22 protein-coding genes, 3 tRNA genes and 1 other RNA gene are annotated in these 24,121 nt (G+C 58.8%); 14 read left to right on the forward strand and 12 right to left on the reverse strand.

Annotated features, from left to right (window positions below; all coding sequences use genetic code 11):
- Positions 1-38: 38 nt before the first annotated feature.
- Positions 39-752, reverse strand: a complete 714-nt coding sequence (gene rsuA, locus WFM45_RS12560) for a 16S rRNA pseudouridine(516) synthase RsuA (RefSeq protein ID WP_004935770.1) — start codon at positions 750-752, stop codon at positions 39-41.
- Between the two features lie 319 nt (positions 753-1,071).
- Here rsuA and WFM45_RS12565 point away from each other — a divergent pair, with 319 nt between their 5' ends.
- Both WFM45_RS12565 and rplY read left to right on the forward strand, forming a co-directional pair.
- Positions 1,072-2,829, forward strand: a complete 1,758-nt coding sequence (locus tag WFM45_RS12565; RefSeq protein WP_336955898.1) for a DEAD/DEAH box helicase — start codon at positions 1,072-1,074, stop codon at positions 2,827-2,829.
- A gap of 162 nt (positions 2,830-2,991) precedes the next feature.
- A complete protein-coding gene (rplY, locus tag WFM45_RS12570) occupies positions 2,992-3,276 on the forward strand; it encodes a 50S ribosomal protein L25 (protein WP_004935776.1) in 285 nt (94 codons plus the stop codon).
- Between the two features lie 84 nt (positions 3,277-3,360).
- On the opposite strand, the gene yejK is transcribed toward rplY, so the two are convergent.
- On the reverse strand, positions 3,361-4,368 hold the full coding sequence (yejK, locus tag WFM45_RS12575; protein WP_004935779.1) for a nucleoid-associated protein YejK: 1,008 nt from the start codon (positions 4,366-4,368) through the stop codon (positions 3,361-3,363).
- A 211-nt stretch (positions 4,369-4,579) separates the two neighbouring features.
- Here yejK and WFM45_RS12580 point away from each other — a divergent pair, with 211 nt between their 5' ends.
- The 4 genes from WFM45_RS12580 to WFM45_RS12595 all read left to right on the forward strand — a co-directional run bounded on the left by WFM45_RS12580 (position 4,580) and on the right by WFM45_RS12595 (position 6,917).
- Positions 4,580-4,807 carry a YejL family protein gene (locus WFM45_RS12580; RefSeq protein WP_004935782.1) on the forward strand — a complete coding sequence of 76 codons (228 nt, stop codon included), beginning with the start codon at positions 4,580-4,582 and terminating at the stop codon, positions 4,805-4,807.
- A 9-nt stretch (positions 4,808-4,816) separates the two neighbouring features.
- Positions 4,817-6,598 (forward strand): LPS biosynthesis-modulating metalloenzyme YejM, encoded by a 1,782-nt coding sequence (gene yejM, locus WFM45_RS12585; RefSeq protein ID WP_048324436.1) that lies wholly within the window; start codon positions 4,817-4,819, stop codon positions 6,596-6,598.
- Positions 6,599-6,676: 78 nt separating this feature from the next.
- Positions 6,677-6,753, forward strand: a tRNA-Pro gene (locus WFM45_RS12590).
- A gap of 34 nt (positions 6,754-6,787) precedes the next feature.
- Positions 6,788-6,917: non-coding RNA, RtT sRNA (locus WFM45_RS12595), on the forward strand.
- A gap of 47 nt (positions 6,918-6,964) precedes the next feature.
- Here WFM45_RS12595 and ttrA read toward each other — a convergent pair.
- From ttrA to ttrB, 3 genes are read right to left on the reverse strand one after another with little or no spacing between them, the layout of a single operon-like run.
- Positions 6,965-10,036: a tetrathionate reductase subunit TtrA gene (gene ttrA, locus WFM45_RS12600; protein ID WP_235363102.1), complete on the reverse strand. Its 3,072-nt coding sequence runs from the start codon at positions 10,034-10,036 to the stop codon at positions 6,965-6,967.
- Complete coding sequence (ttrC, locus tag WFM45_RS12605) at positions 10,029-11,054, reverse strand: tetrathionate reductase subunit TtrC (protein ID WP_336955905.1); 1,026 nt, start codon at positions 11,052-11,054, stop codon at positions 10,029-10,031. Before ttrC ends, ttrA begins: the two co-directional genes overlap by 8 nt.
- Positions 11,051-11,788, reverse strand: coding sequence for a tetrathionate reductase subunit TtrB (gene ttrB, locus WFM45_RS12610; RefSeq protein WP_015378545.1), 738 nt, complete (start codon positions 11,786-11,788; stop codon positions 11,051-11,053). Before ttrB ends, ttrC begins: the two co-directional genes overlap by 4 nt.
- A 229-nt stretch (positions 11,789-12,017) precedes the next feature.
- Between ttrB and ttrS the strand changes: the two genes are divergently transcribed.
- The 4 genes from ttrS to WFM45_RS12630 all read left to right on the forward strand — a co-directional run bounded on the left by ttrS (position 12,018) and on the right by WFM45_RS12630 (position 16,150).
- The gene (gene ttrS / locus WFM45_RS12615) at positions 12,018-13,736 is read left to right on the forward strand and encodes a tetrathionate respiration histidine kinase TtrS (protein WP_229705519.1); all 1,719 of its coding nucleotides are present in this window, start codon (positions 12,018-12,020) and stop codon (positions 13,734-13,736) included.
- Positions 13,711-14,310 carry a tetrathionate respiration response regulator TtrR gene (ttrR, locus tag WFM45_RS12620; protein ID WP_336955908.1) on the forward strand — a complete coding sequence of 200 codons (600 nt, stop codon included), beginning with the start codon at positions 13,711-13,713 and terminating at the stop codon, positions 14,308-14,310. The genes ttrS and ttrR overlap by 26 nt, the downstream gene beginning before the upstream one ends.
- Before the next feature lie 91 nt (positions 14,311-14,401).
- Entirely contained in the window at positions 14,402-14,644 is a 243-nt protein-coding gene (locus WFM45_RS12625; protein WP_197753366.1) for a DinI-like family protein, read from the forward strand.
- A gap of 357 nt (positions 14,645-15,001) precedes the next feature.
- Positions 15,002-16,150, forward strand: a complete 1,149-nt coding sequence (locus tag WFM45_RS12630) for an acyltransferase family protein (protein ID WP_336955910.1) — start codon at positions 15,002-15,004, stop codon at positions 16,148-16,150.
- 161 nt (positions 16,151-16,311) lie between these two features.
- Here WFM45_RS12630 and WFM45_RS12635 read toward each other — a convergent pair.
- From WFM45_RS12635 to blaSPR, 4 genes are all read right to left on the reverse strand, one after another.
- Positions 16,312-16,387, reverse strand: a tRNA-Thr gene (locus WFM45_RS12635).
- Positions 16,388-16,393: 6 nt separating this feature from the next.
- A tRNA-Ser gene (locus WFM45_RS12640) sits at positions 16,394-16,481 on the reverse strand.
- A 157-nt stretch (positions 16,482-16,638) separates the two neighbouring features.
- Entirely contained in the window at positions 16,639-16,968 is a 330-nt protein-coding gene (osmE, locus tag WFM45_RS12645; protein ID WP_004935874.1) for an osmotically-inducible lipoprotein OsmE, read from the reverse strand.
- Between the two features lie 102 nt (positions 16,969-17,070).
- Complete coding sequence (blaSPR, locus tag WFM45_RS12650) at positions 17,071-17,970, reverse strand: SPR family subclass B3 metallo-beta-lactamase (RefSeq protein WP_085337395.1); 900 nt, start codon at positions 17,968-17,970, stop codon at positions 17,071-17,073.
- 82 nt (positions 17,971-18,052) lie between these two features.
- On the opposite strand from blaSPR, the gene WFM45_RS12655 reads away from it, so the two are divergent.
- A complete protein-coding gene (locus WFM45_RS12655) occupies positions 18,053-18,955 on the forward strand; it encodes a LysR family transcriptional regulator (protein ID WP_015378549.1) in 903 nt (300 codons plus the stop codon).
- 6 nt (positions 18,956-18,961) lie between these two features.
- Here WFM45_RS12655 and WFM45_RS12660 read toward each other — a convergent pair whose 3' ends face one another.
- Positions 18,962-19,429: a nuclear transport factor 2 family protein gene (locus WFM45_RS12660; protein ID WP_033633619.1), complete on the reverse strand. Its 468-nt coding sequence runs from the start codon at positions 19,427-19,429 to the stop codon at positions 18,962-18,964.
- A gap of 105 nt (positions 19,430-19,534) precedes the next feature.
- Between WFM45_RS12660 and WFM45_RS12665 the strand changes: the two genes are divergently transcribed.
- Entirely contained in the window at positions 19,535-20,113 is a 579-nt protein-coding gene (locus WFM45_RS12665) for a TetR/AcrR family transcriptional regulator (protein WP_033632529.1), read from the forward strand.
- Here WFM45_RS12665 and WFM45_RS12670 read toward each other — a convergent pair.
- Together WFM45_RS12670 and ompC are read right to left on the reverse strand one after the other, a co-directional pair.
- Complete coding sequence (locus WFM45_RS12670; protein WP_082996570.1) at positions 20,107-20,523, reverse strand: VOC family protein; 417 nt, start codon at positions 20,521-20,523, stop codon at positions 20,107-20,109. The genes WFM45_RS12665 and WFM45_RS12670 overlap by 7 nt on opposite strands.
- A gap of 151 nt (positions 20,524-20,674) precedes the next feature.
- A complete protein-coding gene (gene ompC / locus WFM45_RS12675; protein ID WP_031300730.1) occupies positions 20,675-21,805 on the reverse strand; it encodes a porin OmpC in 1,131 nt (376 codons plus the stop codon).
- Between the two features lie 695 nt (positions 21,806-22,500).
- Here ompC and WFM45_RS12680 point away from each other — a divergent pair.
- Entirely contained in the window at positions 22,501-22,908 is a 408-nt protein-coding gene (locus WFM45_RS12680) for a DUF4186 domain-containing protein (RefSeq protein WP_072010097.1), read from the forward strand.
- 54 nt (positions 22,909-22,962) lie between these two features.
- On the forward strand, positions 22,963-24,117 hold the full coding sequence (locus WFM45_RS12685) for an MFS transporter (RefSeq protein ID WP_031300733.1): 1,155 nt from the start codon (positions 22,963-22,965) through the stop codon (positions 24,115-24,117).
- The last annotated feature ends 4 nt before the right edge of the window (positions 24,118-24,121 follow it).

Genomic DNA, 24,121 nt, shown 5'->3' on the forward strand with positions numbered 1-24,121 from the left:
CCACGACTCCTTAATCGGCCGCAATCAATGATCGGTTATCAGTCCTGCAGGTGCGGCGCGCCCACGCTGGCGATCTCTTCTTCTGTCAATGGGCGGTATTCGCCCGGCGCCAGATCGTCATCCAGCACGATGGCGCCGATGCGCTCACGGTGCAACGCGATCACCCGGTTGCCGACGGCGGCGAACATCCGCTTCACCTGGTGGTAGCGCCCTTCGCTGATGGTCAAGCGCACCACGTGCTCGTCGACCTGCTCCAGCGTCGCCGGCCGCGTCAGATCTTTCTCGTTGTGCAGTTGCACCCCTTCAGCGAAACGCTGCGCGGTGTCTTCCGCCAACGGGTGCTCCAACGTGACCAAATAGGTTTTCTCGCAGTGGTGGCGCGGCGACGTGACACGGTGCGACCATTGACCGTCGTCGGTCATCAGCACCAGCCCTGTGGTGTCGATATCCAACCGCCCGGCGGCGTGCAGCTTGTACGCGACCGGCTCATCGAGGAAATACAGCACCGTCGGATGATCGGGATCGTCGGTAGAGCAGACGTAGCCCTGCGGTTTGTTGAGCATGAAATAGCGCGGGCCGTTCTGCTGCTGCAGCGGATTGCCGTCGAACGCCACTTCTTGCTCCGGGGTCAGTTTGACAGCCCCGCTCTTCACTACCTCACCGTCCACGGTGACGCGTTTAGCCCGAAGTTCGCGCGCGACCAGCGCACGGCTGATGCCTAACTGCTGAGATAAAAACTTGTCCAATCGCATGGGATCTGCTTTGCCTGTCGTTGTTATGATCGCATTGATCGTATTGCCAAAATATGACGCCCGCCGTTGCACCGGGTGCAAATAGCAGGTTCAGGGGGGGAATCGCGTGGGGGAACAGCGATTGCTGTCACACAAGTATAGCGACACAACGCGTTGCCCGACAGAGGTAATTTTCACGCTTCTCGCACCGCGCGCGCGCAGAAGGCATAATAGTAGAAATTTTTCGGCCGCCCGGGGCGTAAAATGTCGCTGTTTCTGTGGGAACGGGGGCGACAAGATCTGTACCCGGCGGCCCATTCCACTCTACGGCGTTCATTTTATGGCCTTTACCCTACGCCCCTACCAACTGGAAGCGGTCGAAGCCACCATCAACCATTTTCGGCAGCGTCCCGAACCGGCGCTGATCGTGCTGCCGACCGGCGCCGGCAAAAGCCTGGTGATCGCCGAACTGGCGAAGCGCGCCCGTGGGCGGGTGCTGGTGTTGGCGCACGTCAAGGAACTGGTGGCGCAAAACCACGCCAAATACTGCGCCTACGGCCTGGAGGCGGACATCTTCGCCGCCGGTCTGCAACAAAAAGAGAGCGCCGGCAAAGTGGTGTTCGGCAGCGTGCAGTCGGTGGCGCGCAACCTGCCGCTGTTCGACGGCGCCTTTTCGCTGCTGATCGTCGATGAATGCCACCGCATCAGTGACGACGACGACAGCCAGTACCAACAAATCATCCAGCATTTGCAGAAAACCAACCCGCAGCTGCGGCTGCTGGGGTTGACCGCCACGCCCTATCGTCTGGGCAAGGGCTGGATTTACCAGTATCACTACCACGGTTTTACCCGCGGCGACGGCGCCAGCCTGTTTCGCGACTGCATCTATGAGCTGCCGCTGCGCTATATGATTAAGAACGGCTTCCTGGTGCCGCCTGAGCGGCTGGACATGCCGATTGTGCAGTACGATTTCAGCCGGCTGGAGGCCAGAAGCAACGGCCTGTTCAGCGAAGCGGATCTGAACCGCGAGCTGAAGCGGCAAAACCGCGTCACGCCGCACATTATCAGCCAGATTGTGGAGTACGCCGACGATCGCAAAGGGGTGATGATCTTCGCCGCCACCGTCGAGCACGCCCGCGAGATCCACGACCTGCTGCCGAACGGCGAGGCCGCGCTGGTCAGCGCAGAAACACCGCCCGCCGAGCGCGATGCGCTGATCGAGGCGTTCAAACAACAGCAGTTGCGCTATCTGGTCAACGTAGCGGTATTGACCACCGGTTTCGACGCGCCGCACGTCGATCTGATCGCGATCCTGCGCCCGACCGAGTCCGTCAGCCTGTATCAGCAGATCGTCGGCCGCGGGCTGCGGCTGGCGCCCGGCAAGGAGGATTGTCTGATCCTCGACTATGCCGGCAACCCGCACGATCTGTTCACGCCGGAGGTCGGCGTCAGCAAGCCGCACGGCGACAGCCAGCCGGTGCAGGTGTTCTGCCCGGCCTGCGGCTTCGCCAATCTGTTCTGGGGCAAGTGCACCGAGAACGGCGATATCATCGAGCACTACGGCCGCCGCTGTCAGGGCTGGCTGGAAGACGACGACGGCCACCGCGAACAGTGCGATTACCGCTTCCGGTTCAAGAGCTGCCCGCACTGCGGCGCGGAGAACGACATCGCCGCACGCCGCTGCCATCAGTGTCAGGAGGTGCTGGTCGATCCCGACGACATGCTGAAAGCGGCGCTGAAGCTGAAAGACGCGCTGGTGCTGCGCTGCGGCGGCATGGAACTGCAGAGCGGCCGCGATGACAAGGGCGAATGGCTGAAGGCCACCTATTACGACGAGGACGGCACCAGCACCAGCGAGCGCTTCCGCCTGCAGACGCCGGCGCAGCGCAAAGCGTTCGAGATGCTGTTCCTGCGCCCGCACCAGCGCGCGCCGGGCGTGCCGTTCGCCTGGCACACCGCCGCCGACGTGCTGGCGCAACAGCAGGCGCTGCGCCATCCGGATTTCGTGGTGGCGCGCAAACGCGGCCAGTTTTGGCAGGTGCGCGAGAAAGTGTTCGATTATCAAGGCCGTTTCCGCCGCGCCAATCAATTGACCTGAGCGAACGGTCCCCAATCTGGACAGGTTTTCGTTGCCCTGCAGGCGGCTTTCCGTTAAAATGCCGCGCGCTTTACTTGGGCCTGCCCAGCGTTAAAGCGGATTTCCGAACTTGCTACTTGGGTCGCCTGTAGCAGGGTAAATTTTCTTTTAAGAGAAAAAACAATGTTCACTATCAATGCAGAAGTACGTAAAGACCAGGGTAAAGGTGCGAGCCGCCGCCTGCGTGCAGCAAACAAATTCCCAGCTATCGTTTACGGTGGCAAAGAAGCTGCAGTTTCCATCGAATTGGACCATGATTCTGTTAAGAACATGGAAGCTAAACCAGAATTCTACAGCGAAGCAGTAACTCTGGTTATCGACGGTAAAGAAACCAAAGTTAAGGTTCAGGCTGTACAGCGTCACCCGTTCAAGCCAAAACTGGCTCACATCGACTTCGTTCGCGTTTAATCGCTACGTTTTCGAACCTTTCGGGACGCCGAAATAAAGAACGCCGCAATTGCGGCGTTTTTTATTGTCTGCGATCCGGCGCGCTTACTTGCCGCTGCCGGTCCGGCGCTGCAGCTGATCGCGCAGGTTCGGCGGCGTGCCTCTGATGGTCAGCGTGTCGGTGGCCGCATCCCAGAAAATGCGCTCGCCCAACAGCATGGCGTCGAAATTCAGGCTGATACCGCCGCCGCTGCCGGCAAATTTGGTCAGCTGGCGCAGCGTGCCGCGATCCGCCGGGAAGCTTTCCTCCAACTCATACCCTTGCTCGCTGGAGAACTGCATGAAGTCTTTCTCGCCGACCGGCGACAGCTCCTGCGACAGGGCCTGCAGTTCAATCTCTTCGCCCGCCTGCAGCTGTTCGTTGCAGTAGCTGTACACCTGTTGGCGCACCGACTGGCGCTCGTTCTTGTCCAACTGCGCATCGGCGCAGTAGTCGTCCACCGCCTGCAGCAGCCCGCGGTTTTGCGCCTTGGTGTCCAACCCTTCGGACGCCGCCAGGAAATCCATGAAGAAATCGGCGACCTTGCGGCCTACGCGCCCGCGCAGGAAGGTCAGATAGCGGGTCGATTCCGGGTTGGTTTCCCATTCGGTCAGATCGATGCGCGCGACGATATCGGCGTTGTTGATGTCCAGATAGTGCGTGGTGTTGATATCTAGCTCTTCGTTGACGCGCATGCTGTTACGGCTGTTCAGCACCGCGATCAGCAAGTACTCCACCGCCAGATAACGGTATTGGCCGAACAGCACCACGCCGCCTTCGGCAAACGGATACTTCGCCAGTTCGTCGCGCAGGCGGCCGGTCGCCGCGCGGCTGAAGGCCAGAAAGTCCTTATCGTCCTTGCGGCAAGTGCGCAGCGCTTCCGCCAGTTCGCTGCCTTCGTTGAACAGGCCCAAGGCCTTGCTCTTGGCGCTGTAGACGCGATGCAGTTCCGTCATCATTTCTTCCACCGCCGCGTTGGTGGGAAGCAAGGTATCGCGCAACACCACGTCCAGCGTTTGCTCGTCGCGTTTCACCAATTGGTGCAGAGCGATCTGGTCGATATCCAGACTCATGATAAATCCTCCTGTTCTTTAGGCGCGTATTCAAACACTGAAGACCCCGCCCTGCAATACTAAAAAGCGGCGGCAAACCGGAAAGGCGCAGCGGGGCCCCGCCCCGGCGCGGGCGAACAATTTCCCGAATGACAGGAAGTGATAAAAGAGCGGAAAATCACTGCCCTATACGGTAAGATAGGGCACTTTGCAGATTACTAAGCGCAATTTTATGCCACAATCATCCCGTTACAGTGACGAACACGTTGAACAACTGCTCTCAGAGCTGGTCAATGTTCTGGAAAAACACCATACCCCCACCGATCTTTCCCTGATGGTGCTGGGCAACATGGTCACTAATTTGATCAACACCAGCGTTGCCCCCGCGCAGCGGAAAACCCTGGCGAGATCGTTCGCGGAAGCCTTGCAGGCTTCTGTCCGTGAAGATAAAGCACATTAATATTGACTTATGGTGACAAACCGTCAGCGTTATCGTGAAAAAGTCTCCCAGATGATCAGCTGGGGGCACTGGTTCGCCTTATTCAACATCCTGCTCGCCCTTGGGCTGGGCAGCCGCTACCTGTTTGTCACCGACTGGCCCGCATCCCTGCTGGGCCGGGTCTATGCTTTTGTCAGCCTGCTGGGGCATTTCAGCTTTATCGTGTTCGCCGGCTATTTGCTGGTGATCTTCCCGCTCACCTTCGTGGTGATGTCGCAGCGGCTGCTGCGATTTATTTCCGCCGCGTTGGCCACCATCGGGCTCACGCTGTTGCTGGTCGACAGCGAAGTGTTCTCCCATTTCCACCTGCACCTCAATCCGGTGGTGTGGGATCTGGTGGTCAACCCGGATCAAAGCGAACTGTCGCGTGACTGGCAGCTGATGTTTATCTGCGTGCCGGTGATCTTCCTGGTGGAGATGCTGTTCGGCACCTGGAGCTGGCAGAAGCTGCGCAGCCTGAACCGCCGCCGCTTCGGCAAGCCGCTGGCGGCGCTGTTTATCAGCGCCTTTTTCGCGTCGCACCTGATTTATATCTGGGCCGACGCCAACTTCTATCGCCCGATCACCATGCAGCGGGCCAACCTGCCGCTCTCGTACCCGATGACCGCGCGCAAGTTCCTCGAGAAACACGGCCTGCTCGACCAGCAAGAGTATGAGCGCCGTCTGGTGCAACAGGGCAACCCGGAAGCGGTATCGGTGGAGTATCCGCTCAGCGATCTCAGCTACGGCGATAAAGGCAGCGGCTATAACCTGCTGATGATCGTAGTGGACGGCATTCGCGCCAAAGACGTGGCGCAGGACATGCCAACCCTGACCCGCTTCGCCCAGGAAAACGTGCGTTTCAGCGATCACTACAGTTCGGGCAACCATGCCGATACCGGGCTGTTCGGCCTGTTCTACGGCATTTCCCCGACCTATCTGGACAGCGTGCTCGCTGGCCGCAAGCCGTCGGCACTGATCAATGCGCTCGGCGATCGGGGCTACCAGCTGGGGCTGTTCTCCTCCGATGGCTTCAATGCCAGCCTGTATCGCCAGGCCCTGTTGACCGACTTCTCGCTGCCGACGCCGGCGCCGCAAAGCGACGCCCAAACCACCCAGCAATGGCAACGTTGGTTGGCAGACCAGGGTAGCAAAGAGCCGTGGTTCTCCTATATCAACTTCAGCGGCGCCGAGCCGACCGAAGGCGACAAAAAACCGGTTCCGGCCGACTTTATTCGGCGCTACCGCACCGGCGCGCAAGATGTGGATGCTCAGATAGCCCGGGTGCTGGACACGCTGAAACAGCGCGGCCTGCTGGATAAAACCGTGGTGGTGATCACCGCCGAGCACGGCGTCGAGTTCAACGACAGCGGCAAAGGCCAATGGGGCGCCGGCACCGCCTTCAACCAGGCGCAACTGCAGGTGCCGTTGGTGATCCACTGGCCGGGCACCCCGGCGCAGACCATCAGCAAGCTGACCGGCCATAACGACGTCATGCGCACCTTGATGCAACGCCTGCTGCACGTGCAAACCGCGCCGAAAGACTATTCGCAAGGCGAGGATCTGTTCACCGCCCAGCGCCGCAACAACTGGATCGCCACCGGCGATGGCAACCAGCTGGTGATCACCACGCCGACACAAACGCTGATGCTGGACAACAATGGCAACTATCGCGTCTACGATCAGAACGGCGAAGAGATAAAGGACGAGAAACCGCAGCTTGCTCTGCTGTTGCAGGTGTTGACCGATGTAAAACGCTTTATCGCCAACTAACTGCTTAAAACTAAAGCAATCAAGTGGCGAGGCGCTTGCATTAACATCGGGAATCGGTAGTATGATTTTTCATAGCGTCGGCATGTAGCGCAGCCTGGTAGCGCACCGTCATGGGGTGTCGGGGGTCGGAGGTTCGAATCCTCTCATGCCGACCAAATTCAAGAAAACCTGCTGTTACAGCAGGTTTTTTTTCGTCTGCACGTCGAGAGGATGAGAATCTCCGCAGGAGGTTTGAGCCGAACGAAGTGAGACCACGTTGCTTTAGCAACGGCCCGCAGGGCAAGCATCGAAGATGCGCATAATCCTCTCATGCCGACCAAATTCAAGAAAACCTGCTGTTACAGCAGGTTTTTTTTCGTCTGCCGTTTACGCGGAAAGTTTAACGATCGCCGCCGGAATACCCTGACGCACCGCCGCACCGGTCACCCAATCCAGCCAGGTGTTCGGCACTTCGCGCGTCGGATCGGCAAAGCCCAAATCGTTGAGATTGATGCCGGCGGCGATGCGCTCATCCATCGCCAGCGGTTCGCCGTCCAGGTAGTGCTGGCTGGCTCCCATCTCCCGGTGGCCGTAGCCGTGTTCCACCGCGATCACGCCGGGCATCACCCCCGCCAGCAAACTGATCTGCGCCTCGCGGCTGCCGCCCGGCGTGCTGATGCGCACCCAATCACCGTGTTGAATGCCGAAACGCGCTCCGTCCGCCGGGTTCAAGGCCACCAGGTTCACCGGCTTCACGTCGTGCAGGCGCCGGATCACCGCGGTGGAGCTGCTCATCACATTAGATTTGAAGGACATCAGGCGCAGCGGCCACTGCCGTTCTGGGTAGAGCGCTTCCACCGCGCGGCCGTCCGACAAACGCGCCGGGTAGCAGGTGGGGCAGCCGCTGAAACGCTCGCCGGTGATCGCATGCCGGTGCTTCGCCACTTCCGCATTCCAGATCTGCAGCGGTTTCTCCCAGCGGTTGCCCACGCTGCCGTCGCGGCGGCCGCTGTCGTGATCGGCGAAGCGGCCGCCGCGGCTGTAGATAAACGCCACGCGGTCGATCTCATCGGCGCGCAGCGTCTGCGCCAGCTGCGGCAGCAAGCGATCGACACCGCTCAGCGTCAGTTCGTCCGCCCTCGCGGCCGGCACCGGCGCCTTGCCGGAAAACGCCACGTTGGCGGCGGCGCGCAGATAATAATCCTCGGCACGGTTGAGCGGCAGCAGCCCGCCCTGGCCGTCGCCGATAGCGCGATCGCCGAACCCCGGCAGCGCCAGGCGTTTGGCGACGGCAATGCAAAACGCCTCCATGGAAATCGGCTGCCCTTGCGCCGTTTGCGCAGTCGCCGGCGTCACTATCGGCCAGCGCGCGGTGGTGGCCTTACTGGCGACGCCGCCCCAGGGGGCGCTGAATCCCCAACTCTCAAAATTATGGGTGTCCGGGACGATATAGTCGGCCAGCGCCGTCGTTTCGTTGATAAACGCATCGATAGCGATAAACAGCGGCAAACGCGCCGGATCTTTCAGCCGCTCCTCCGCCACGCCGCGCAACCCGGCGATACCGTACAAGGGGTTGGTCATGTTCGAGATCCAGGCTTTCAGCCCGTAGGGGTACCCCGCCAACGCCGAGGTCAGCAGCTCGGTCAACTGCCCGGCGACGAACGGATACCAGGGCGCCCTGGCCGGCCAGGGCGAAACGCCCGCCGCCACTTTTTCGCGGTATTCGTCGGAGGTTTCATAGGCGGCCTTGCTGCGCGCGATATTCAGCCCTTTCGGTTTTACCAGGCCAGGAAACTCGACCAGGTTATAGCGCGGCCCCTCGGCGAAGCCGTTGAATTTACCGCCGCCGACGAACACGCCCCCCGCCAGGCTCAGGTTGCCGATCAGCACGTTAAGCATCATCACCGCCCAGGTATTGTAAAACCCGTTCGCCGCCATCATCCCGCCATGGGCGATCACTGCCGCCTTGCGCCCGTGGGCGGTAAAGGCCTCGGCCAATGCCGCGATGCGTGCCACCGGCACGCCGCATTGCCGGCTGTACGCCTCCGGCGACAGCTTGTCGGCGGCCTCTTTCAAACACTGGAAGCCGCTTTTCACCTCCACCTGCGCGCCATCGTGCAGCGTCACCGTACGGGTTACCCACAGCTCGGCGCTGTCGCACGTCTCGGCCGCCACCAGCTCACCCGCGCCGTTGACCACCAGCGGCGACGCCGACCCGGCACCGTTCAGATCGGCCTGCGTCAGATGCTGCCCCGCCCGCGGATGCTCGCTCTCGGCGATCACCAGATGCGTGGCGTTGGTCCAGCTCTTCTCGCCGGCGCGTTGCATGGCGGCCTCCGACGGGATGGCGAGATAATCGGCCTGATAACGCCGGTGGTCGAGGATCCAACGGATCATCGCCATCGCCAGCGCCGAGTCGGTACCCGGCAATATCGGGATCCAATGGCCATGATCGTCCGCCAACGTGGTGGTCAGCGGCAGCGCCGGCGCCACTACCGCATAACGGAATTCGCTGCGCAATCTGGCGCTGGCCAATTGCCGGGCCTGGCGCTTGAACGGGTTGCCGGACTGCGCCGGTGAGGTCCCCATAAACAGCGCGAATTCGACCTGTTCCCAGTCCGGTTTCACGTGCGGGTTCTTGTCCAGATCGTTCATCAACGCGCCGGAACCGGCACGGTAGGCCAGCCCGCAGTAAGCGCCGTGCGCGCCGAAGTTTTTGCTGCCGAAACTGTTCTGGGCGAAGCGCCGCAGGAAGCTATCGCGCCCGTCGTCACCGGCATTGGTCACCAATAGCTGGTTGGCTTTTGGCCCCAGCCCCGGCCGTCGGGCATCGATCGGCGTCTCCAGATCGCGGATCGCCCGCAGGCCGTCCACATGCCCCTCGCCGAACAGATTGCCGCCCTCCACCACTTCGGCGATCAACTGCTCAAAGCTGATGCGCTGCCACTTGCCCTCGCCGCGTTTGCCGACGCGCTTCATCGGCTCCAGGACGCGCAGCGGGCTGTAAAGCCCCTCCAGCAACGTGGCGCCGCGCGCGCAGGCGGTGGAACGGGCGTCGAGGCCGCTTTCGCCGCCCAACTGCGCCAACGCGTCCTGCAGCGGCAACGCAGAGTCGACGTGCCGTTCCTGAGACAACGGATGATAAGGGTTGCCGGCAATGCGCAATACCCGGTCGGTCTGCCTGTCCACCCGTACCCGCACGCCGCATTGCGTCCAGCAGCCGAAACATTGGGTCATCGAGATGGCCTGTTGCGGATTGCCTTGCCATTCCGGCATTGCCCGCCCTTCTGGCGGCAGGGAGTTGCCGTTGATGCGATCCAGAGTCACCCGCCCTGAGGTACCGTGAATCAAGCCGTCGATCGCCCGTTTGGCGACTTCGCGATAGCTCAGGCCGAAAGCGGACAATCCGCCGAAGGCCAGGCCCACTTTCAACCACTGACGCCGGGTGAGTTTAGCCATGTTGTTTTCTCCGCAGTAAAAACGCCTGTGCTTCACGCACCATGATCATTAACGCCAGCCACAAGCCGAAGGTGCCGACGATCGCCAGCAAACCGTCAGTGCCGAGCGGCAGGCTATAAGAGGAGTTAGACGCGCTGTATTTCGGGATGGTTTGTACTTCGATCAACAGCGTCCAGCGCATCAGCCAGCTCAGCCCTAGTGCGCCGGCCACCAGCAGCGGCGCACCACCGCGCGGCAAGCGCCGATAGCCGGCCCAGGCGGCGCACGCCAGCGTCAGCCCCCATAGCGCAATCCATCCCGCGGCATACCGGCGCGCCATCGCCTGCGTCTGCAGCCAGTGGCGTACCGCCGCGCTGGATAACGTATCGCCGCATACCCACAGCAGGATCGCCCCGCCGAGCAGCAGCAGTGTCAGCAACATCCCGCGCGCCAGCGGCGCCTGCTGACCGGGCCGTTCGCGCATCGCCAGCAGCAGCAAAGCCAAGAGCGCCTGCAGCGCGCTGAGGAACATCACGATCGGAAACCCGTAGCTGAACCAGATTGGGCGCGCACGCACGATGGAAACCTCTCGCCCGGTGTACAACAGCAGGCCGATAGCCACCAGCGCGCAGGCGGGCGCTATCCCACGCAACAGCGCAACCGGTCTGCCCGTCAGCCGCGTAAATTCAATCGCGATAAACCACAGGCCGATCAGCAGGGTAAACAGCGGCAAGAACAGCGCGCCCCACGGCATCCACGACCAGGGCGTCGGGTAGGCGTAGAAATGCCAGAAACGGGCGGTTTGATGCAGGTCGGCGGTCAGCGCCAGCGGCGCGGTAATGGCGCACGTCAGCCCGATAAACAGCGCCATGCGCTCCAGATGCGCGGCGTTATCTCCACCGCGCCAGCGCCACACGCAGGCCAGCAGCGCGGCGCAGGCGGCGATGCCGATAAAGAAGAAATATTGTACGGCCCACGGCAGCCAGCTCACCGCCTGCGGCTGGCTCAGCACTTCTGCGATCATCAGTTGGCGGCTCATCGTCTTTCTCCCCATAAGGCGACCTGCGCCCGCCCCGGCAGCGGCGTGACGAAGGCGTCATCCAGCCCCAGATAGAACACGTGGGGCGCGGTTTGGTTCTCCGGCTTGAGGACTTTTATCTCGACCTCGTGGCGCCGCAGCAGCTTGCTCAGCGTGCTGTGCGGATCGCGCATATCGCCGATGATCCGCGCCCCTCCCACGCACGACTCCACGCATGCCGGCAACAATCCCGCCTCCAGCCGGTGCACGCAAAAGGTGCATTTGTCCGCCGTTTGGGTTGTGTGATTGATAAAACGGGCATCGTACGGACAGGCCTGTACGCAATAGGCGCAACCCACGCAGCGTTTGTTGTCGACCACCACGATCCCGTCCTCGCGCTGGAAGGTAGCCTGCACCGGGCACACCGGCACGCAAGGCGGGTTGTCGCAGTGATTGCACAGCCTGGGCAACAGCACGTTGGTCGCAGCGGCTTCGCCTTCGAGGCTGACCTGATACTGGTTTACCGTGGTGCGAAACTCCCCGTGCGGCGTCTGGTTTTCAATGGCGCAGCTCACGGTACAAGCCTGGCACCCTACGCAGCGCCGCAGGTCGATCAGCATCGCGTAACGGCGGCTCGCATCCCCCTCGCGCCGTGTCGGTGCTAACGTCAGCCCGGCCTCCGCCACGGAGATCAGCGAAGCCCCCGCCGTCAACACGCCCAGCCGCTGTAAAAACTGCCGTTTACCGAAATCCATGCGCCTCTCCCACGTCCTGGGCATCACCCCGATCACGCTATTGATGCCCGTTAGATGAATAAACAATGTCGATGATTTACAGTGTAAAAATGACATTGGGCTCAGCTCTATTGTGGTTAACCACATACCGGACCTAACGTTGATCTAAAACAAGTGACGGCAGGCAGATTACCCATCAGGAGGGGCCGTGAGGGTCGTGTTATTACTGCTGCTCAGTCTCGGCTGGGGGATGGCGGCGCAGGCGGGCGAGTGGTCGGTCGGCGTGCTGGCGATGCGCGGCGATGCGGCGACCGCGCGTGACTGGCAGCCGCTGATCGACAGGCTCAACGGCAGCGTCGGCGGTGAGCGCTTCCGCCTGCAGCCGCTTGATCTGGCGCAGATGCGCGAAGCGGTCAATCGGGGCAGCGTGCAGTTCGTGGTCACTAATCCGGCGCAGTTCGTGCAGTTGAACAGCCACTATCATCTGCGCTGGCTGGCGTCGTTGCGCGCCGCCAACGGCGATCGGGCAACGGGCAACATCATCGGCAGCGTGATTTTGGTGCGGCGCGACAGCGGCATAACGACGCCGCAGGCGCTGATGGGCAAAACGGTGGGCGCCATCGCGCCGCAGGCCTTCGGCGGCTATCTGACCGGCTATAAGGCGCTCAGCGATGCCGGTATGCGGCCCGAGCGCGATTTTCACCTGCGCTTTACCGGTTTCCCTGCCGACGCCCTGCTCTATCTGTTGCGCGAGCGCGCCATTCAGGCCGCCATCGTTCCCGTCTGTCTGCTGGAGAAAATGGGTCGGGAAGGCTTGATCAACCCGGCGGATTTTCGCCCGCTGTTGCAACGGCCCACATCGGTGCCCTGCGTCACCAGCACGCCGCTTTATCCCAACTGGTCGTTCGCCGCTCTGCCCGGTCTGGATAACTCACTGGTGGACGCGGTGGCAAGAGCCTTGCTGACCGCACCGCCGCAGTCTCCCTTTCAGTGGGGCGCACCGGCCTCGACCAGCGCGGTGGAAGCGCTGCTGCGCGCCGTCAATCAGCACCCGGAACAGCGGCGCCTGTGGCTGGATATCAAGAGCTGGCTGATCCAGCATCAGACGGCCGTCAGCCTGTCGCTGGCGGTGCTGGCGCTGTTGATCGTCAACCATATCTGGATCGCGCTGCTGGTGCGCCGGCGCGGGCGACAGCTGCTCCATGCAGGAGAACAGCTGCGCCGTCAGGAGCAGGCGCTGGAGAACGCCAGGCAGTTGAACGTGCTGGGAGAGATGGCCTCCGGCTTTGCGCATGAGCTCAACCAGCCGCTGGCAGCCATTCGCCACTATGCGCAAGGGTGCCTGATCCAACTGCGCAAAACGGACGCCGGGCACCCGCTGCTGACGCCGCTGGAAAATATTGATCGGCAGGCGCAGCGTGGCGGCGAGACGATTCATAACCTGCGCCAGTGGGTGCAACCCCCCACCGAGACGGTAGACAAGGCGAGCTGGCGCCCCATCGCGGTAAACGAAACCGCCGAGCGGGTGTGGGCACTGCTGCGCCTGACGCAGCGCTACCCCGACCTGAAACTGTTCAACAACGTGGCGCCTTCGCTGAGGCTAACCCTGCCGCCGGCGCTGCTGGAACAGCTGCTGGCGAACCTGCTGCTGAATGCGGCGCAGGCCGGCGCCAACGCCGTCTGGCTTTCCGCCGACGAGCACGAACGGGCGCTCGATGTACGTTTGCAGGACAACGCGGGCGGGATGAGCGCGGCCGGGCTGGAGCAGGCTTTCCGCCCCTTCAACACCACCAAGGCCGGCGGCATGGGGCTGGGGTTGGCTATTTGCCGCCGTCTGGCCCGCTATGGCGACGGCGAGATCCAACTGGCTAACGGACCCGCCCCCGACAGCCGCAAGGGGCTATGCGTCACCCTGCATTTCATATTTAACGATGAGGAAAACCATGTCGCTAATTCATCTGGTGGATGATGACGTCGCCGTCACCGACGCCTGCCATTTTTTACTGACCAGCCTCGGCCACGACGTGCAATGCTGGAATGACAGCACCGACTTTTTGGCGCAGGCCGATCTGTTTCAGACCGGGATCGTCTTGCTGGACATGCGGATGCCGAAGTTCGATGGCCACCAGGTTTACGGGGAGCTGCGCCGCCTCGGCAGCACGCTGGCGGTGGTGTTCCTGTCCGGCCATGGCGACGTGCCGATGGCGGTGGAGCAGATGAAGTACGGCGCGGTGGACTTCCTGCAAAAACCGATCGCCGCTGAACCGCTGATCGCCGCCCTCGAACGGGCGCGGCAGGTCTCGGCCAAAGCCTGGCGACGCCATGAAACTTGCGGCCGCTACCGCACGCTCACGCCGAAAGAACGCGACATCGCGCAGCTGGTGGTACGAGGCATGATGAACAGGGAAATGGCGGAGCGGTTGAATATCGCCCTGCGCACCGTAGAGGTTCACCGGGCGAAAGTGATGGAGAAAATGCAAGCCGCCAGCCTGGCGGAATTAGTGATTCAGTTGCAGGGGTTACCGCACGCCGCGCACGAATGAACGCATCATGCAAAATTCCGCGCCCCCTCTTGCCAACCGGCCTTCCTCAGGCCAGAATACTGTACATTAAATCAGTGTTTACAGGTGAGTCATGTTTGTAGAATTGGTGTACGACAAACGCAACGTCGCTGGGCTGCCCAACGCCGCCGAGATTATTCGCAACGAGCTGGAAAAACGCGTGCATGCGCTGTTCCCGGAAGCTGACGTGCGCGTGAAACCGATGCAGGCCAACGGCCTGAACTCCGACGCCAGCAAAAGCGATCGTGAGAAGCTGAACCGAATGTTGGAAGAGATGTTCGAAGAAGCGGATCAGTGGCTGGCTATTGATTGTTGATAAGCGGCCTGGACCGTTGAATCCTACTAATAGCTGAACATGGATCTAGCACCAGCAGGCCTTTATGCAAGCAGGGAGTATGGCAATACCTTGTCCGCCGGCTATCCTCCCTTCCTTCTGAGAAAGAAATCACGACTAGAGCTGCATGTGCAATTATCATATATGACGCTCTTCGACTCTCGTTCGTATAACTGAATAATTTCAAACCTATAGTAAAACCAGACAAAACCATAAACTACATATGGTTTATATTCAGAATTTGCCAGCTAATCTCATAACATATCTCATGCTATAATGTCGGAAACACCTTCAACTCATTGGAACTAATGATGAAAATTTATTTTGGGGTTTCTCCTTATGCAACCTGCTAAAAAATGGTCACAGGAACTCGAAGGGTTACGCGGCCTGGCATCGCTTTGGGTTGTTTTGGGACATATCTGCATTTTAACCAGCTTCCATCTGCCTATTCTTTCTGACCCGGCTATTGGTGTAGATCTGTTCATCCTACTTTCTGGCTACCTGATGGCCAAAAACTATGTGGAACGCAAGGAAAAAGAACCTTGGACTGACTCATCAACATTTAAAAAATTTTGGATTAGGCGGTTCTTTCGCATCGCGCCGCTTTACTATCTCTTACTGATTCTGGCGATCGCATTCGGTAGCTACTTTGGTGAAGCCAGAGACATCATTGGCCACTTCTACAGCGAAACGCAAACCAACAGCTCACGCTATAGCGACCATTCATTTTTGAACGTATTCACACACGTCACCTTTATGTTTGGCTTCCTGCCTGATTATTCATTCAATACGGTGCTACCCGACTGGAGCATCGGATTGGAAATGCAGTTCTATTTAATTTTCCCGTTCATCATGTTGGCCGTCTTGAAACTGGGATTTGCCCGAGCATGTCTCTTCGCCGTTCTGCTGTGTGGGCTCGCCAAGTTTTTAGTACCGAGTTACTTTGCTGCCTTCCCCATGCCTTCCATGATTCTGATAAAACTGAACTTGTTTATCGCGGGCATGCTGATGGCCGAATCAATCCGGAAAAAGAGCGTCCAATATATTGCTTATGCTTTGTTGACCGTACTAGGTAGCGTATATTTGCCAAACGAATTGAATAAATATCACATACTTGCTCAGGTAGGTCTGATCTTAATGATGATCACAATGCTTTGGGCTCGGAGTGAAGAGAGTAAATGGGCGCGCGTGTTGCGTTTGCCTCGTTGGTTCCTGACAAACCGCTTTAGCGTATTTCTGGGGGACGTCTCATACTCAGTCTATTTACTTCATCTATTGATAGTCCTACCAGTGGTCGCTTATTTGCTATCAAACACATCGTTTGCAGAGCTTTCTTCACTAATGCGATTTATTGTTGCATCAGGGATTATTCTCCCGATCACTTATGGGATCGCAACATTACTGTATCACTTTATTGAAAAACCGGGCATCAAGTTCGGTAAAATGCTTATCAGCCGCAAACAAGCGAAAGCCATAGTGCTGCCGTAATTCTCTGTCGGGACTCAATACGATGGACATTTATCGGATTTGCTTCCACGCCACCAGGGGCATTAATTCCCCTGGCGCCCTCAAGTAGAAGACTACCTCCTGAGGAGGTAGTTTTGGGCTTACAGCAAAAAGCCCCAGCATCACTGCTGGGGCCTCTGTCATGGTGCCGGCTACCGGAATCGAACTGGTGACCTACTGATTACAAGTCAGTTGCTCTACCTACTGAGCTAAGCCGGCTGAATTTGGCGGAAGGACAGAGATTCGAACTCTGGGAGCTGTTACACTCGACGGTTTTCAAGACCGTTGCCTTAAACCACTCGGCCATCCTTCCAATGGGCGCTGATATTAGCGATACCGTTATGAAATGTCTATCATTTTGATGCAAAAAAATGGCATGGGCGGTGCAGTTGCCTAAACTTCAGGCCTTAAACGCTTAAAAAATGAAAAGCCCCGCAAAAGCGAGGCTTTTATGTTCGGCTGAAACGCGATTACTTCGGCTGCGAATCGTAGTCGGAACAGGTTTGATAGCCCTTGTTCATGACATGGCCCGTGTCGTTGTAGCTGACAAAGTACGTTTGCACTTTGCCATCGCGCGGCGCGACCGCATAGGTATCGCAAGTGCCTTGCGCATGAATCAGCGTGGCAGACGTCGACGGCGGACCGGCAATCGCCCGCACCTGCTGCTTGGTCATCCCTACTTTGACATCGCTGACCACCGGCTCATTGACATAGCTGGTTGCGCGGTCATAGGCGGTGCAGCCGGCAAGAATGGAAAATACCGCGGCAGTGCCGACGGCCAAAACCAACTTCTTCGTCATAGCTTGTCCTCTTGGAGTGCATTTGTTGTTCCCTAAGTCTAGAAGCGAGAAGGCTTTTCTACAAATTCCCGTTTGTCGATCGGTGCGGTTTATGCTTGTCGATCAGCGTTTGACGTTTTCCTGTCGTTTCAGCTGCTCTTCAAACCCCTGCTGTGACTCCTGCACGTAACGCTGCAGCCCTGCGGGATCGATAAATGCCTGCGTATCGCCGGCCCGCAAACGCCGCCATTTGTCGGCTAAAGCGAAACGCGTCCCTTTATTGGCGATAAATATATCCGCCTGCACCCGTGCCAAACGGGCGAAACTGCCGCGAATGTCCTCAATCAGCTGCGGATAGTTTTTGTTGCCGATCAGGTAGTAATCCGGTGTAGCCAGGCTGTCAGCATAGATAAAGCGATACGGCTTGCCGTTATGCCGTAGCGTGGTCAACCACGACGTCGCGCCCGGCAGATGCCCCGGCGTCATCATCGCGGTCAGCGTCAGGCCGCCAAGGGTGATGCTGTCGCCATCGGCAACCACAATATCCGTTTGCACGGCCGGGAAAGTGAGCATATCCCCCAACGCGAAATCCTGCCGCCCACCTAACGCCAACTGCCGCGCATTGGCCGCGCTGGCCACCAGCCTCGCGCCGCTCCAGCGTTTCAGCTGCGCAATGCCGCCGGCCTGATCGAGCCTTGCATGGCTGTTCAGGATATATTTCAGATCCTTAATGCTGAACCCCAGCCGTTCGATATTCGCTTTGATGCCCGGTGCACTGCTCTCCAACCCCGCATCGATCAAAATCAATCCCTGCGGCGTGCTCAACAATACCGACGACAGGTTGCTCGTGCCGACGTAATACACCTGCTCAAAGATCTGGAACGGCGTTATCGGCTGCGCCCACTCTTCAAACAGCGAGTATGGCGGAGCGCTAGACAACGGCTGCGCCGGGTCTAACTTCGCCTGCGTGGAGAAGCTCAAGGAAAAGGCCATCGCCATCAGATAATGCATGCTTTTTTTCATTTTTCTCTTCTGTCTGTGTCAACCGGGCAGGAGTATACTCGGCCTGATATTGAACAGTATTCAATTAAAAAAAGGACAATTGATGAATATTCTACAAATGGACATGAATCTGCTGAAAGTGCTGTATCTGCTGATGGTAACGGGTTCCAGCCGTAAAACCGCCGAGCGGCTGGGCATCAGCACCTCCGCCGTCAGTCATGCGCTGGCTCGCCTGCGGGAAGTGTTGGATGACCCGCTGTTTCGCCGAGAAGGACATCGCCAGGTTCCCACCCTGTTTGCACTGTCGTTGAAAGACAAGTTGGCGCCGCTGTTCTCCTCGCTGGACAGTGAAATGTTCGGCCAACAACCGCAGGCGCCGCGTCGCTTCACGCTGGTGGCGCCCCCCGCTCTGCACCCTATTCTGTTGCCTTTGCTGGCGGAAAAGGGCGCCGCTTGCCATGCCGATATTCACTGCCAAAACTTTGAACGACGCGCCTGGCGCGAAGAGCTGCTTGAGGGGAGCGTCGATCTGGTGCTGGCGGTGGGCGATCATCAACAACGCACCAGCGCACTGCATTATGAAGCGCTTGGGCGCACTCGCCTGATTGCGCTGTATGGCCCGCCGCTATACCCAGTCCTGCAAGATAAACGCGCGCTGGCCTTCAGCGAACTGGCGGATTACGCGCATTATTATTGCCATCCGTGGCCACAAACGGAAAACGAGCTGGATCGGCAGCTTGAGCGCCAGGGGTTGCACCGCCGCATTGCCCTGAACTGCGCCGACTACGCACAACTTCCACCGGTGCTGCGCCGCGCGCCGTTGCTGGCGGTAGTGCCTCAACCATGGTTTACCGCCCAGCCCGACAAGCACGGGTTAAGCGCGCTGCCGATTAGCGATAACCTGGCTATCGGTCACCTTTTTTCTCAATACCGAAAAGGCGAGCCGGAGTGGCGAAAGCGGCTGATTTCCGCCATCCACGCCGAGCTGCGACACTACTACCGCTAAGTAGGATCAGAAACCGAAATCGCTCAGCGCCGGGACATCGTCCGGGCGCCGACCGAGCGGCCAATGAAAACGCCGATCCTGTTCGCGAATCGGCATGTCGTTGATGCAGGCATGGCGGTTAATCATCAACCCTTCCTGATTGAACTCCCAGTTTTCATTGCCGAAGCTGCGATACCAGTTGCCGGAATCGTCGCGCCACTCATAGGCGAAACGCACCGCGATGCGCGCGCCGTCAAACGCCCACAGTTCCTTAATCAGCCGATACTCCAGCTCTTTCGCCCACTTGCGTTGCAAAAATGCGACCACCGCCGCGCGGCCGTCGACAAACTCTGCGCGATTACGCCAATGGGTATCGAGAGAATAGACCTGCGACACCCGCTCAGGATCGCGGCTGTTCCAGGCATCCTCCGCCAACCGCACTTTTTCGCTGGCCGATTCACGGGTGAAAGGCGGTAATGGGGGTTTAATGCTCATGATCATCTCCTGCGTAATAATGTAGACAACTCTGTCTACATTATTACGCTAGCGCATGTAGACAGAGTTGTCTACAATCACTCGAAAATAGCCTGGGAGAAAATGATGACCGCCGATCGCAATACCTTACCCGCCCGCCAGCGCATCCTGTTGACGGCTCACGATCTGTTTTATCAGGAAGGGATCCGCGCCACCGGCATCGATCGCATCATCAAAGAATCAGGTGTCACTAAAGTGACGTTTTACCGCCACTTTCCCAGCAAGAACGATTTGATTACGGCGTTTTTAGCCTATCGCCACCAGCAGTGGCTCACCTGGTTCAGCACAGCGCTGGATCGCCATGTGGCACAAACCGGCGGGTTGCTGCCGGCGCTGGCGCCCTGCCTGGCGGAATGGTTCGACGATCCGCGCTTTCGCGGCTGCGCGTTTATCAATACGGCGGTGGAAATCGCCGATCTGCTGCCGGAAAGCCTGCAAATCGCCGGCTGGCATAAACGGCAAATGGCGGATGAACTGGCGCGTCACCTGCCCGCCGGCCCACAGCGGGAACAGCGGGCGGCAATGCTGGCGATGCTGATCGACGGCGCCATCGTCAGAGTGCAGATAGAGCGGCAACCGCAGGCCGCGCTGCAGGTGCTGAATGCCGCATTGAACATGTTGGCGCAAGGCGGGTTCGATCAGTAATTGGCCCAAATGCCCGGCGTCACCAGTTCCAACAGATGGGCGTCGGGATCGCGAAAATAAATGCTCTCCCCGCCGTGTTCCCAGCGCATCCGCCCCTCAATCTCCACGCCGTTGACCACCAGATGCCGTTCCCAGTGCGGCAACTGCTCTTTCGCCACCGCCAGCCCGATATGCGCCGGCCCCACGCCATCATGCGCAGGAATAAACCCGGTCGGGTAGTGCGCCCCACGCAGCGAATCACCTTCGATAAACAACAACAGTACGCTTCGATCGCCGACGTTGTAGGCGCGAAACCGTTCGTTGGCGGCCATCGTCGGCAGCTTCAGCACCTCCCGGTAAAACGCGTCCGCGCGTTCAATATCGCTGACGTACAGCACCGTTTCTATCACCCTGTCGATTTTGAGTTCCATAATAGCCTCCGCTCTGTTTTCCATTCTGACAGCGTAGGTCGAACGGAGGCGAGCCAAAGCGCTTCCCGAGCCGACAACGGATCAATCCGTGCTTTATAGGCAAAAAAAAACGCGGCCCGAAGGCCGCGCTGTGTCATTCACACGCTGGTGCTTAGAACTGGTAAACCAGGCCCACGGCAACCACGTTGTCGGTGTTGATGCCGGCAGCGTCGGTGAAATCGTTGTTGTCCACCAGGTTGATTTTGTAATCAACATAGGTAGACATGTTTTTGTTGAAGAAGTAGGTCGCACCCAGGTCGACGAATTTGACCAGGTCTTGATCGCCGTAGTCCTTGCCGTTGCCGGCGCGGCCCAGGTCTTTACCTTTGGTCTGGTTATAGCCCACGAACGGACGCAGACCGAAGTCGAACTGGTAGTGCGCATAGGCTTCGAAGCTCTGCGCCTTGTTGGCGTAGCCGTAAACGCTGCTGTCGGAGCTGCCGAAACGCGCCGCGTTGTAGGACTGGGTGAACATCACCGCCAGATAGACATCGTTGGCGTCATATTTCAGACCGCCGGAGTAACCTTCCGCCTTGTCGCCGCGGCCCATGATGTTCTGGTGACCGTTACCGCCGTTCTGCTCGCTGGTGCGGCGAGAGTTAAAGAAGGCGCCCGCGGCGCTGATGCCGTAGCCCATGTCATAGCTCATGGACATGCCGTAGCCTTCGCCGTTTTGGCCCAGAACGTCACGACCGTTGTTGGTCTCTTCGCCGTTGCCGTTTTTACCCTGGTACTGCAGGGCGAAGTTCAGGCCGTCAACCAGACCGAAGAAGTCGTTGTTACGGTAGGTCGCCAGGCCGCTGGAACGCTGGAACATGAACTGGTCGGCGCCGTAGGTCATACCGTCGAACTCGGGCTGCAAGTCGGTATACGCCGCGACGTCGTACAGCACGCCGGTGTTACGGCCGTAGTCGAAGGAGCCGTAGTCGCCGAATTTCAGACCGGCGAAGCCGTAACGGGTGAAGTTCTTGTTGTCCTGGCTTTCAGCGTGGTTCAGGTTCGCCTGATATTCCCACTGGCCGTAACCGGTCAGCTGATCGCTGATTTGCGTTTCGCCGCGCAGGCCAAAACGCATATAAGACTGATCGCCGTCCACGCCGTTGTTGCTGGAGAAATAGTGAAGCCCGTTTACTTTACCGTACAAATCCAGTTTATTACCGTCTTTGTTGTAGATTTCCGCCGCGCCTGCTGTGCCTGCAACCAGCAGTGCGGGTACCATCAGAGAGAGTACTCGAAGTTTCATCGTTATTATCCTCGTTAATTATGTCGAGCTACGGCCACTGCCCTTTTCGAGCATTATTAGCACGACTGTGCATTACCATTCTGGTAACAAGGGTTATATTAATCCAGAAAGAAAATGATACCAAGTATCCGATAGTGTTTCATTGTAATTAATAAAGGTTTCAAAATGTAAATACGCGCGAACTTTCACAAAACATTACAGACAAACAAAATAAAGCACTTAAAGATAAAAAATAGACTAATTGATAAAAAATCATGTAGTTATACATATCTTTAAGAAAAAAAAGCCAACCATACAATTGAGCGAGACAATAAGCACATTGTGCCAAAACGCGAACCACGCGCAGCCGCTATAATCACCTCGCTATCATCATTATTTTCATTATTACCTTCATTATCCGAAGATAATTTCTGCATTCCTTTAACCGGCTTCTGGCCGGTTTTTTATTTTCCTCCCTACTCTCCTCACAATTTTAGCCCGTACAAATAGCACGCAAATAAATAACCTAATGATATAGTTTCATTAATTTACTTTCGCACTAATTGCTAATCTTTTTCCTTATTTTAGTCTACAAATTGAACTTGCTTTTCATTTCGTGCTTTATCTCATCGATTATTTCCCGCCGCAGGCAAAATTAGCCGCAGAGATTCAGTTCTGGTAATCTGAAAAAAGCGCACCTTCAGCGAGTAAAATTCATGATGTCCTTTCAACCCGACGTGCTGTGGCGGCGGCTGCAAAGTTCCCCCTTCCGCGCTCGCTTCCGTTTAAATGCCAAGGACCAGACTTATCTCGAGGGTAAGGGATTGCCGCTGATCCTCAGCCATGCCCGCGATTTTATCGACCGCCGCCTGGCCGCCGCCCACCCTAAAAACGACGGCAAGCAAACCCCGATGCGTGGCCACCCGGTGTTCGTCGCCCAGCACGCCACTGCCACCTGCTGCCGCGGCTGTCTGGAAAAGTGGCACGGCATACCGCAGGGCGTCGCGCTGGACGAACAGCAAAAGGACTATATTGTCCAGGCTATCGCGCTGTGGCTGGTGCGCAGAGGCGGTGCCAGAGATGTGTCAGGCACGAATATTTTCGACCCTGATCGCGGATTGTGATAAAAACTGTCAGTAACTTTCACCATTCTTTTGACCCAAGATCCTGACGCTTACATGACAGCCACCTTGTGCAATGAACAGCAAACGCCCGGCGTTCCTCAACAGATCGCCACCCGTCTGGCCTTTTTCGTCGCCGGTCTCGGCATGGCCGCCTGGGCGCCGCTGGTCCCCTTCGCCAAAGCGCGCATCGGTATCGATGACGGCTCGCTCGGCCTGTTGCTGCTCTGTATCGGCGCCGGCTCCATGTTGGCGATGCCGCTGACCGGTTTCCTGACCGGCAAACTGGGTTGCCGTGCGGTGATCCTGATGGCCGGGCTCGGGTTGTGCATCGATCTGCCGCTGTTGGCGCTGATGGACTCCCTCGGCGGCATGGCCGCGGCGCTGCTGCTGTTCGGCGCGGCGATCGGCATGATCGACGTAGCGATGAACGTGCAGGCGGTGATCGTCGAACGCGCCAGCGGCAAGGCGATGATGTCCGGTTTTCACGGTTTCTTCAGCATCGGCGGCATTGCCGGCGCCGGCGGCGTCAGCGCGCTGCTGTGGCTGGGGCTGACGCCGCTGCAATCCACCCTGCTCACCGTGCTGGCGGTGATCGCGCTGCTGACGCTGGCCAGCCGCCATCTGCTGCGTGAGAGCGGCGCCGATGACGGCGGGCCGATGTTCGTCTTGCCGCGCGGCTGGGTGATGTTCATCGGCATTCTGTGCTTTATCATGTTTCTGGCGGAAGGATCGATGCTCGACTGGAGCGCGCTGTTTCTCACCACATTGCGCGGCGTCGAACACAGCCAGGCCGGTCTGGGCTATGCGCTGTTTTCCATCACCATGACGCTTGGCCGGCTCAATGGCGATCGGGTGGTGAACTCACTGGGCCGCTACCGGGTGCTGCTGCTGGGCAGCCTGTGTGCCGCTCTCGGCCTGAGCCTGGCCATCGCCTTCAATCACGCTACCGTTTCGCTGGTCGGTTTCATGCTGGTCGGCCTGGGCGCCTCGAACGTCGTGCCGATCCTGTTCAGCGCCGCAGGCAACCAGCGCGACATGCCGGCCAACTTGGCGATCGCCTCCGTCACCACCGTCGGCTATGCCGGTATTCTGGCCGGCCCGGCGCTGATCGGCTTCATCGCTCAGTTTTCCAGCCTGACGGTGGCCTTCGCTTGCGTAGCCGCTCTGCTGTTGGCGGTGGCCGCCAGCGCCAGGGCCGTCACTCGCTGATTCA

The organism is Serratia sp. KG1D (assembly GCF_037150675.1).
GTDB lineage: Bacteria > Pseudomonadota > Gammaproteobacteria > Enterobacterales > Enterobacteriaceae > Serratia > Serratia nematodiphila.

Coding starts and splice junctions, on each gene's coding strand:
- WFM45_RS12565 (WP_336955898.1), top strand. CDS start 1,072: ATGGCCTTTACCCTACGCCCCTACCAACTGGAAGCGGTCGAAGCCACC.
- yejM (WP_048324436.1), top strand. CDS start 4,817: ATGGTGACAAACCGTCAGCGTTATCGTGAAAAAGTCTCCCAGATGATC.
- ttrB (WP_015378545.1), bottom strand. CDS start 11,788: ATGGATTTCGGTAAACGGCAGTTTTTACAGCGGCTGGGCGTGTTGACG.
- WFM45_RS12660 (WP_033633619.1), bottom strand. CDS start 19,429: ATGAGCATTAAACCCCCATTACCGCCTTTCACCCGTGAATCGGCCAGC.
- yejK (WP_004935779.1), bottom strand. CDS start 4,368: ATGAGTCTGGATATCGACCAGATCGCTCTGCACCAATTGGTGAAACGC.
- rsuA (WP_004935770.1), bottom strand. CDS start 752: ATGCGATTGGACAAGTTTTTATCTCAGCAGTTAGGCATCAGCCGTGCG.
- ompC (WP_031300730.1), bottom strand. CDS start 21,805: ATGAAACTTCGAGTACTCTCTCTGATGGTACCCGCACTGCTGGTTGCA.
- osmE (WP_004935874.1), bottom strand. CDS start 16,968: ATGACGAAGAAGTTGGTTTTGGCCGTCGGCACTGCCGCGGTATTTTCC.
- WFM45_RS12670 (WP_082996570.1), bottom strand. CDS start 20,523: ATGGAACTCAAAATCGACAGGGTGATAGAAACGGTGCTGTACGTCAGC.
- WFM45_RS12655 (WP_015378549.1), top strand. CDS start 18,053: ATGAATATTCTACAAATGGACATGAATCTGCTGAAAGTGCTGTATCTG.
- rplY (WP_004935776.1), top strand. CDS start 2,992: ATGTTCACTATCAATGCAGAAGTACGTAAAGACCAGGGTAAAGGTGCG.
- WFM45_RS12580 (WP_004935782.1), top strand. CDS start 4,580: ATGCCACAATCATCCCGTTACAGTGACGAACACGTTGAACAACTGCTC.
- blaSPR (WP_085337395.1), bottom strand. CDS start 17,970: ATGAAAAAAAGCATGCATTATCTGATGGCGATGGCCTTTTCCTTGAGC.
- ttrC (WP_336955905.1), bottom strand. CDS start 11,054: ATGAGCCGCCAACTGATGATCGCAGAAGTGCTGAGCCAGCCGCAGGCG.
- WFM45_RS12625 (WP_197753366.1), top strand. CDS start 14,402: ATGTTTGTAGAATTGGTGTACGACAAACGCAACGTCGCTGGGCTGCCC.
- ttrR (WP_336955908.1), top strand. CDS start 13,711: ATGTCGCTAATTCATCTGGTGGATGATGACGTCGCCGTCACCGACGCC.
- WFM45_RS12665 (WP_033632529.1), top strand. CDS start 19,535: ATGACCGCCGATCGCAATACCTTACCCGCCCGCCAGCGCATCCTGTTG.
- WFM45_RS12685 (WP_031300733.1), top strand. CDS start 22,963: ATGACAGCCACCTTGTGCAATGAACAGCAAACGCCCGGCGTTCCTCAA.
- WFM45_RS12630 (WP_336955910.1), top strand. CDS start 15,002: ATGCAACCTGCTAAAAAATGGTCACAGGAACTCGAAGGGTTACGCGGC.
- ttrS (WP_229705519.1), top strand. CDS start 12,018: ATGGCGGCGCAGGCGGGCGAGTGGTCGGTCGGCGTGCTGGCGATGCGC.
- ttrA (WP_235363102.1), bottom strand. CDS start 10,036: ATGGCTAAACTCACCCGGCGTCAGTGGTTGAAAGTGGGCCTGGCCTTC.
- WFM45_RS12680 (WP_072010097.1), top strand. CDS start 22,501: ATGATGTCCTTTCAACCCGACGTGCTGTGGCGGCGGCTGCAAAGTTCC.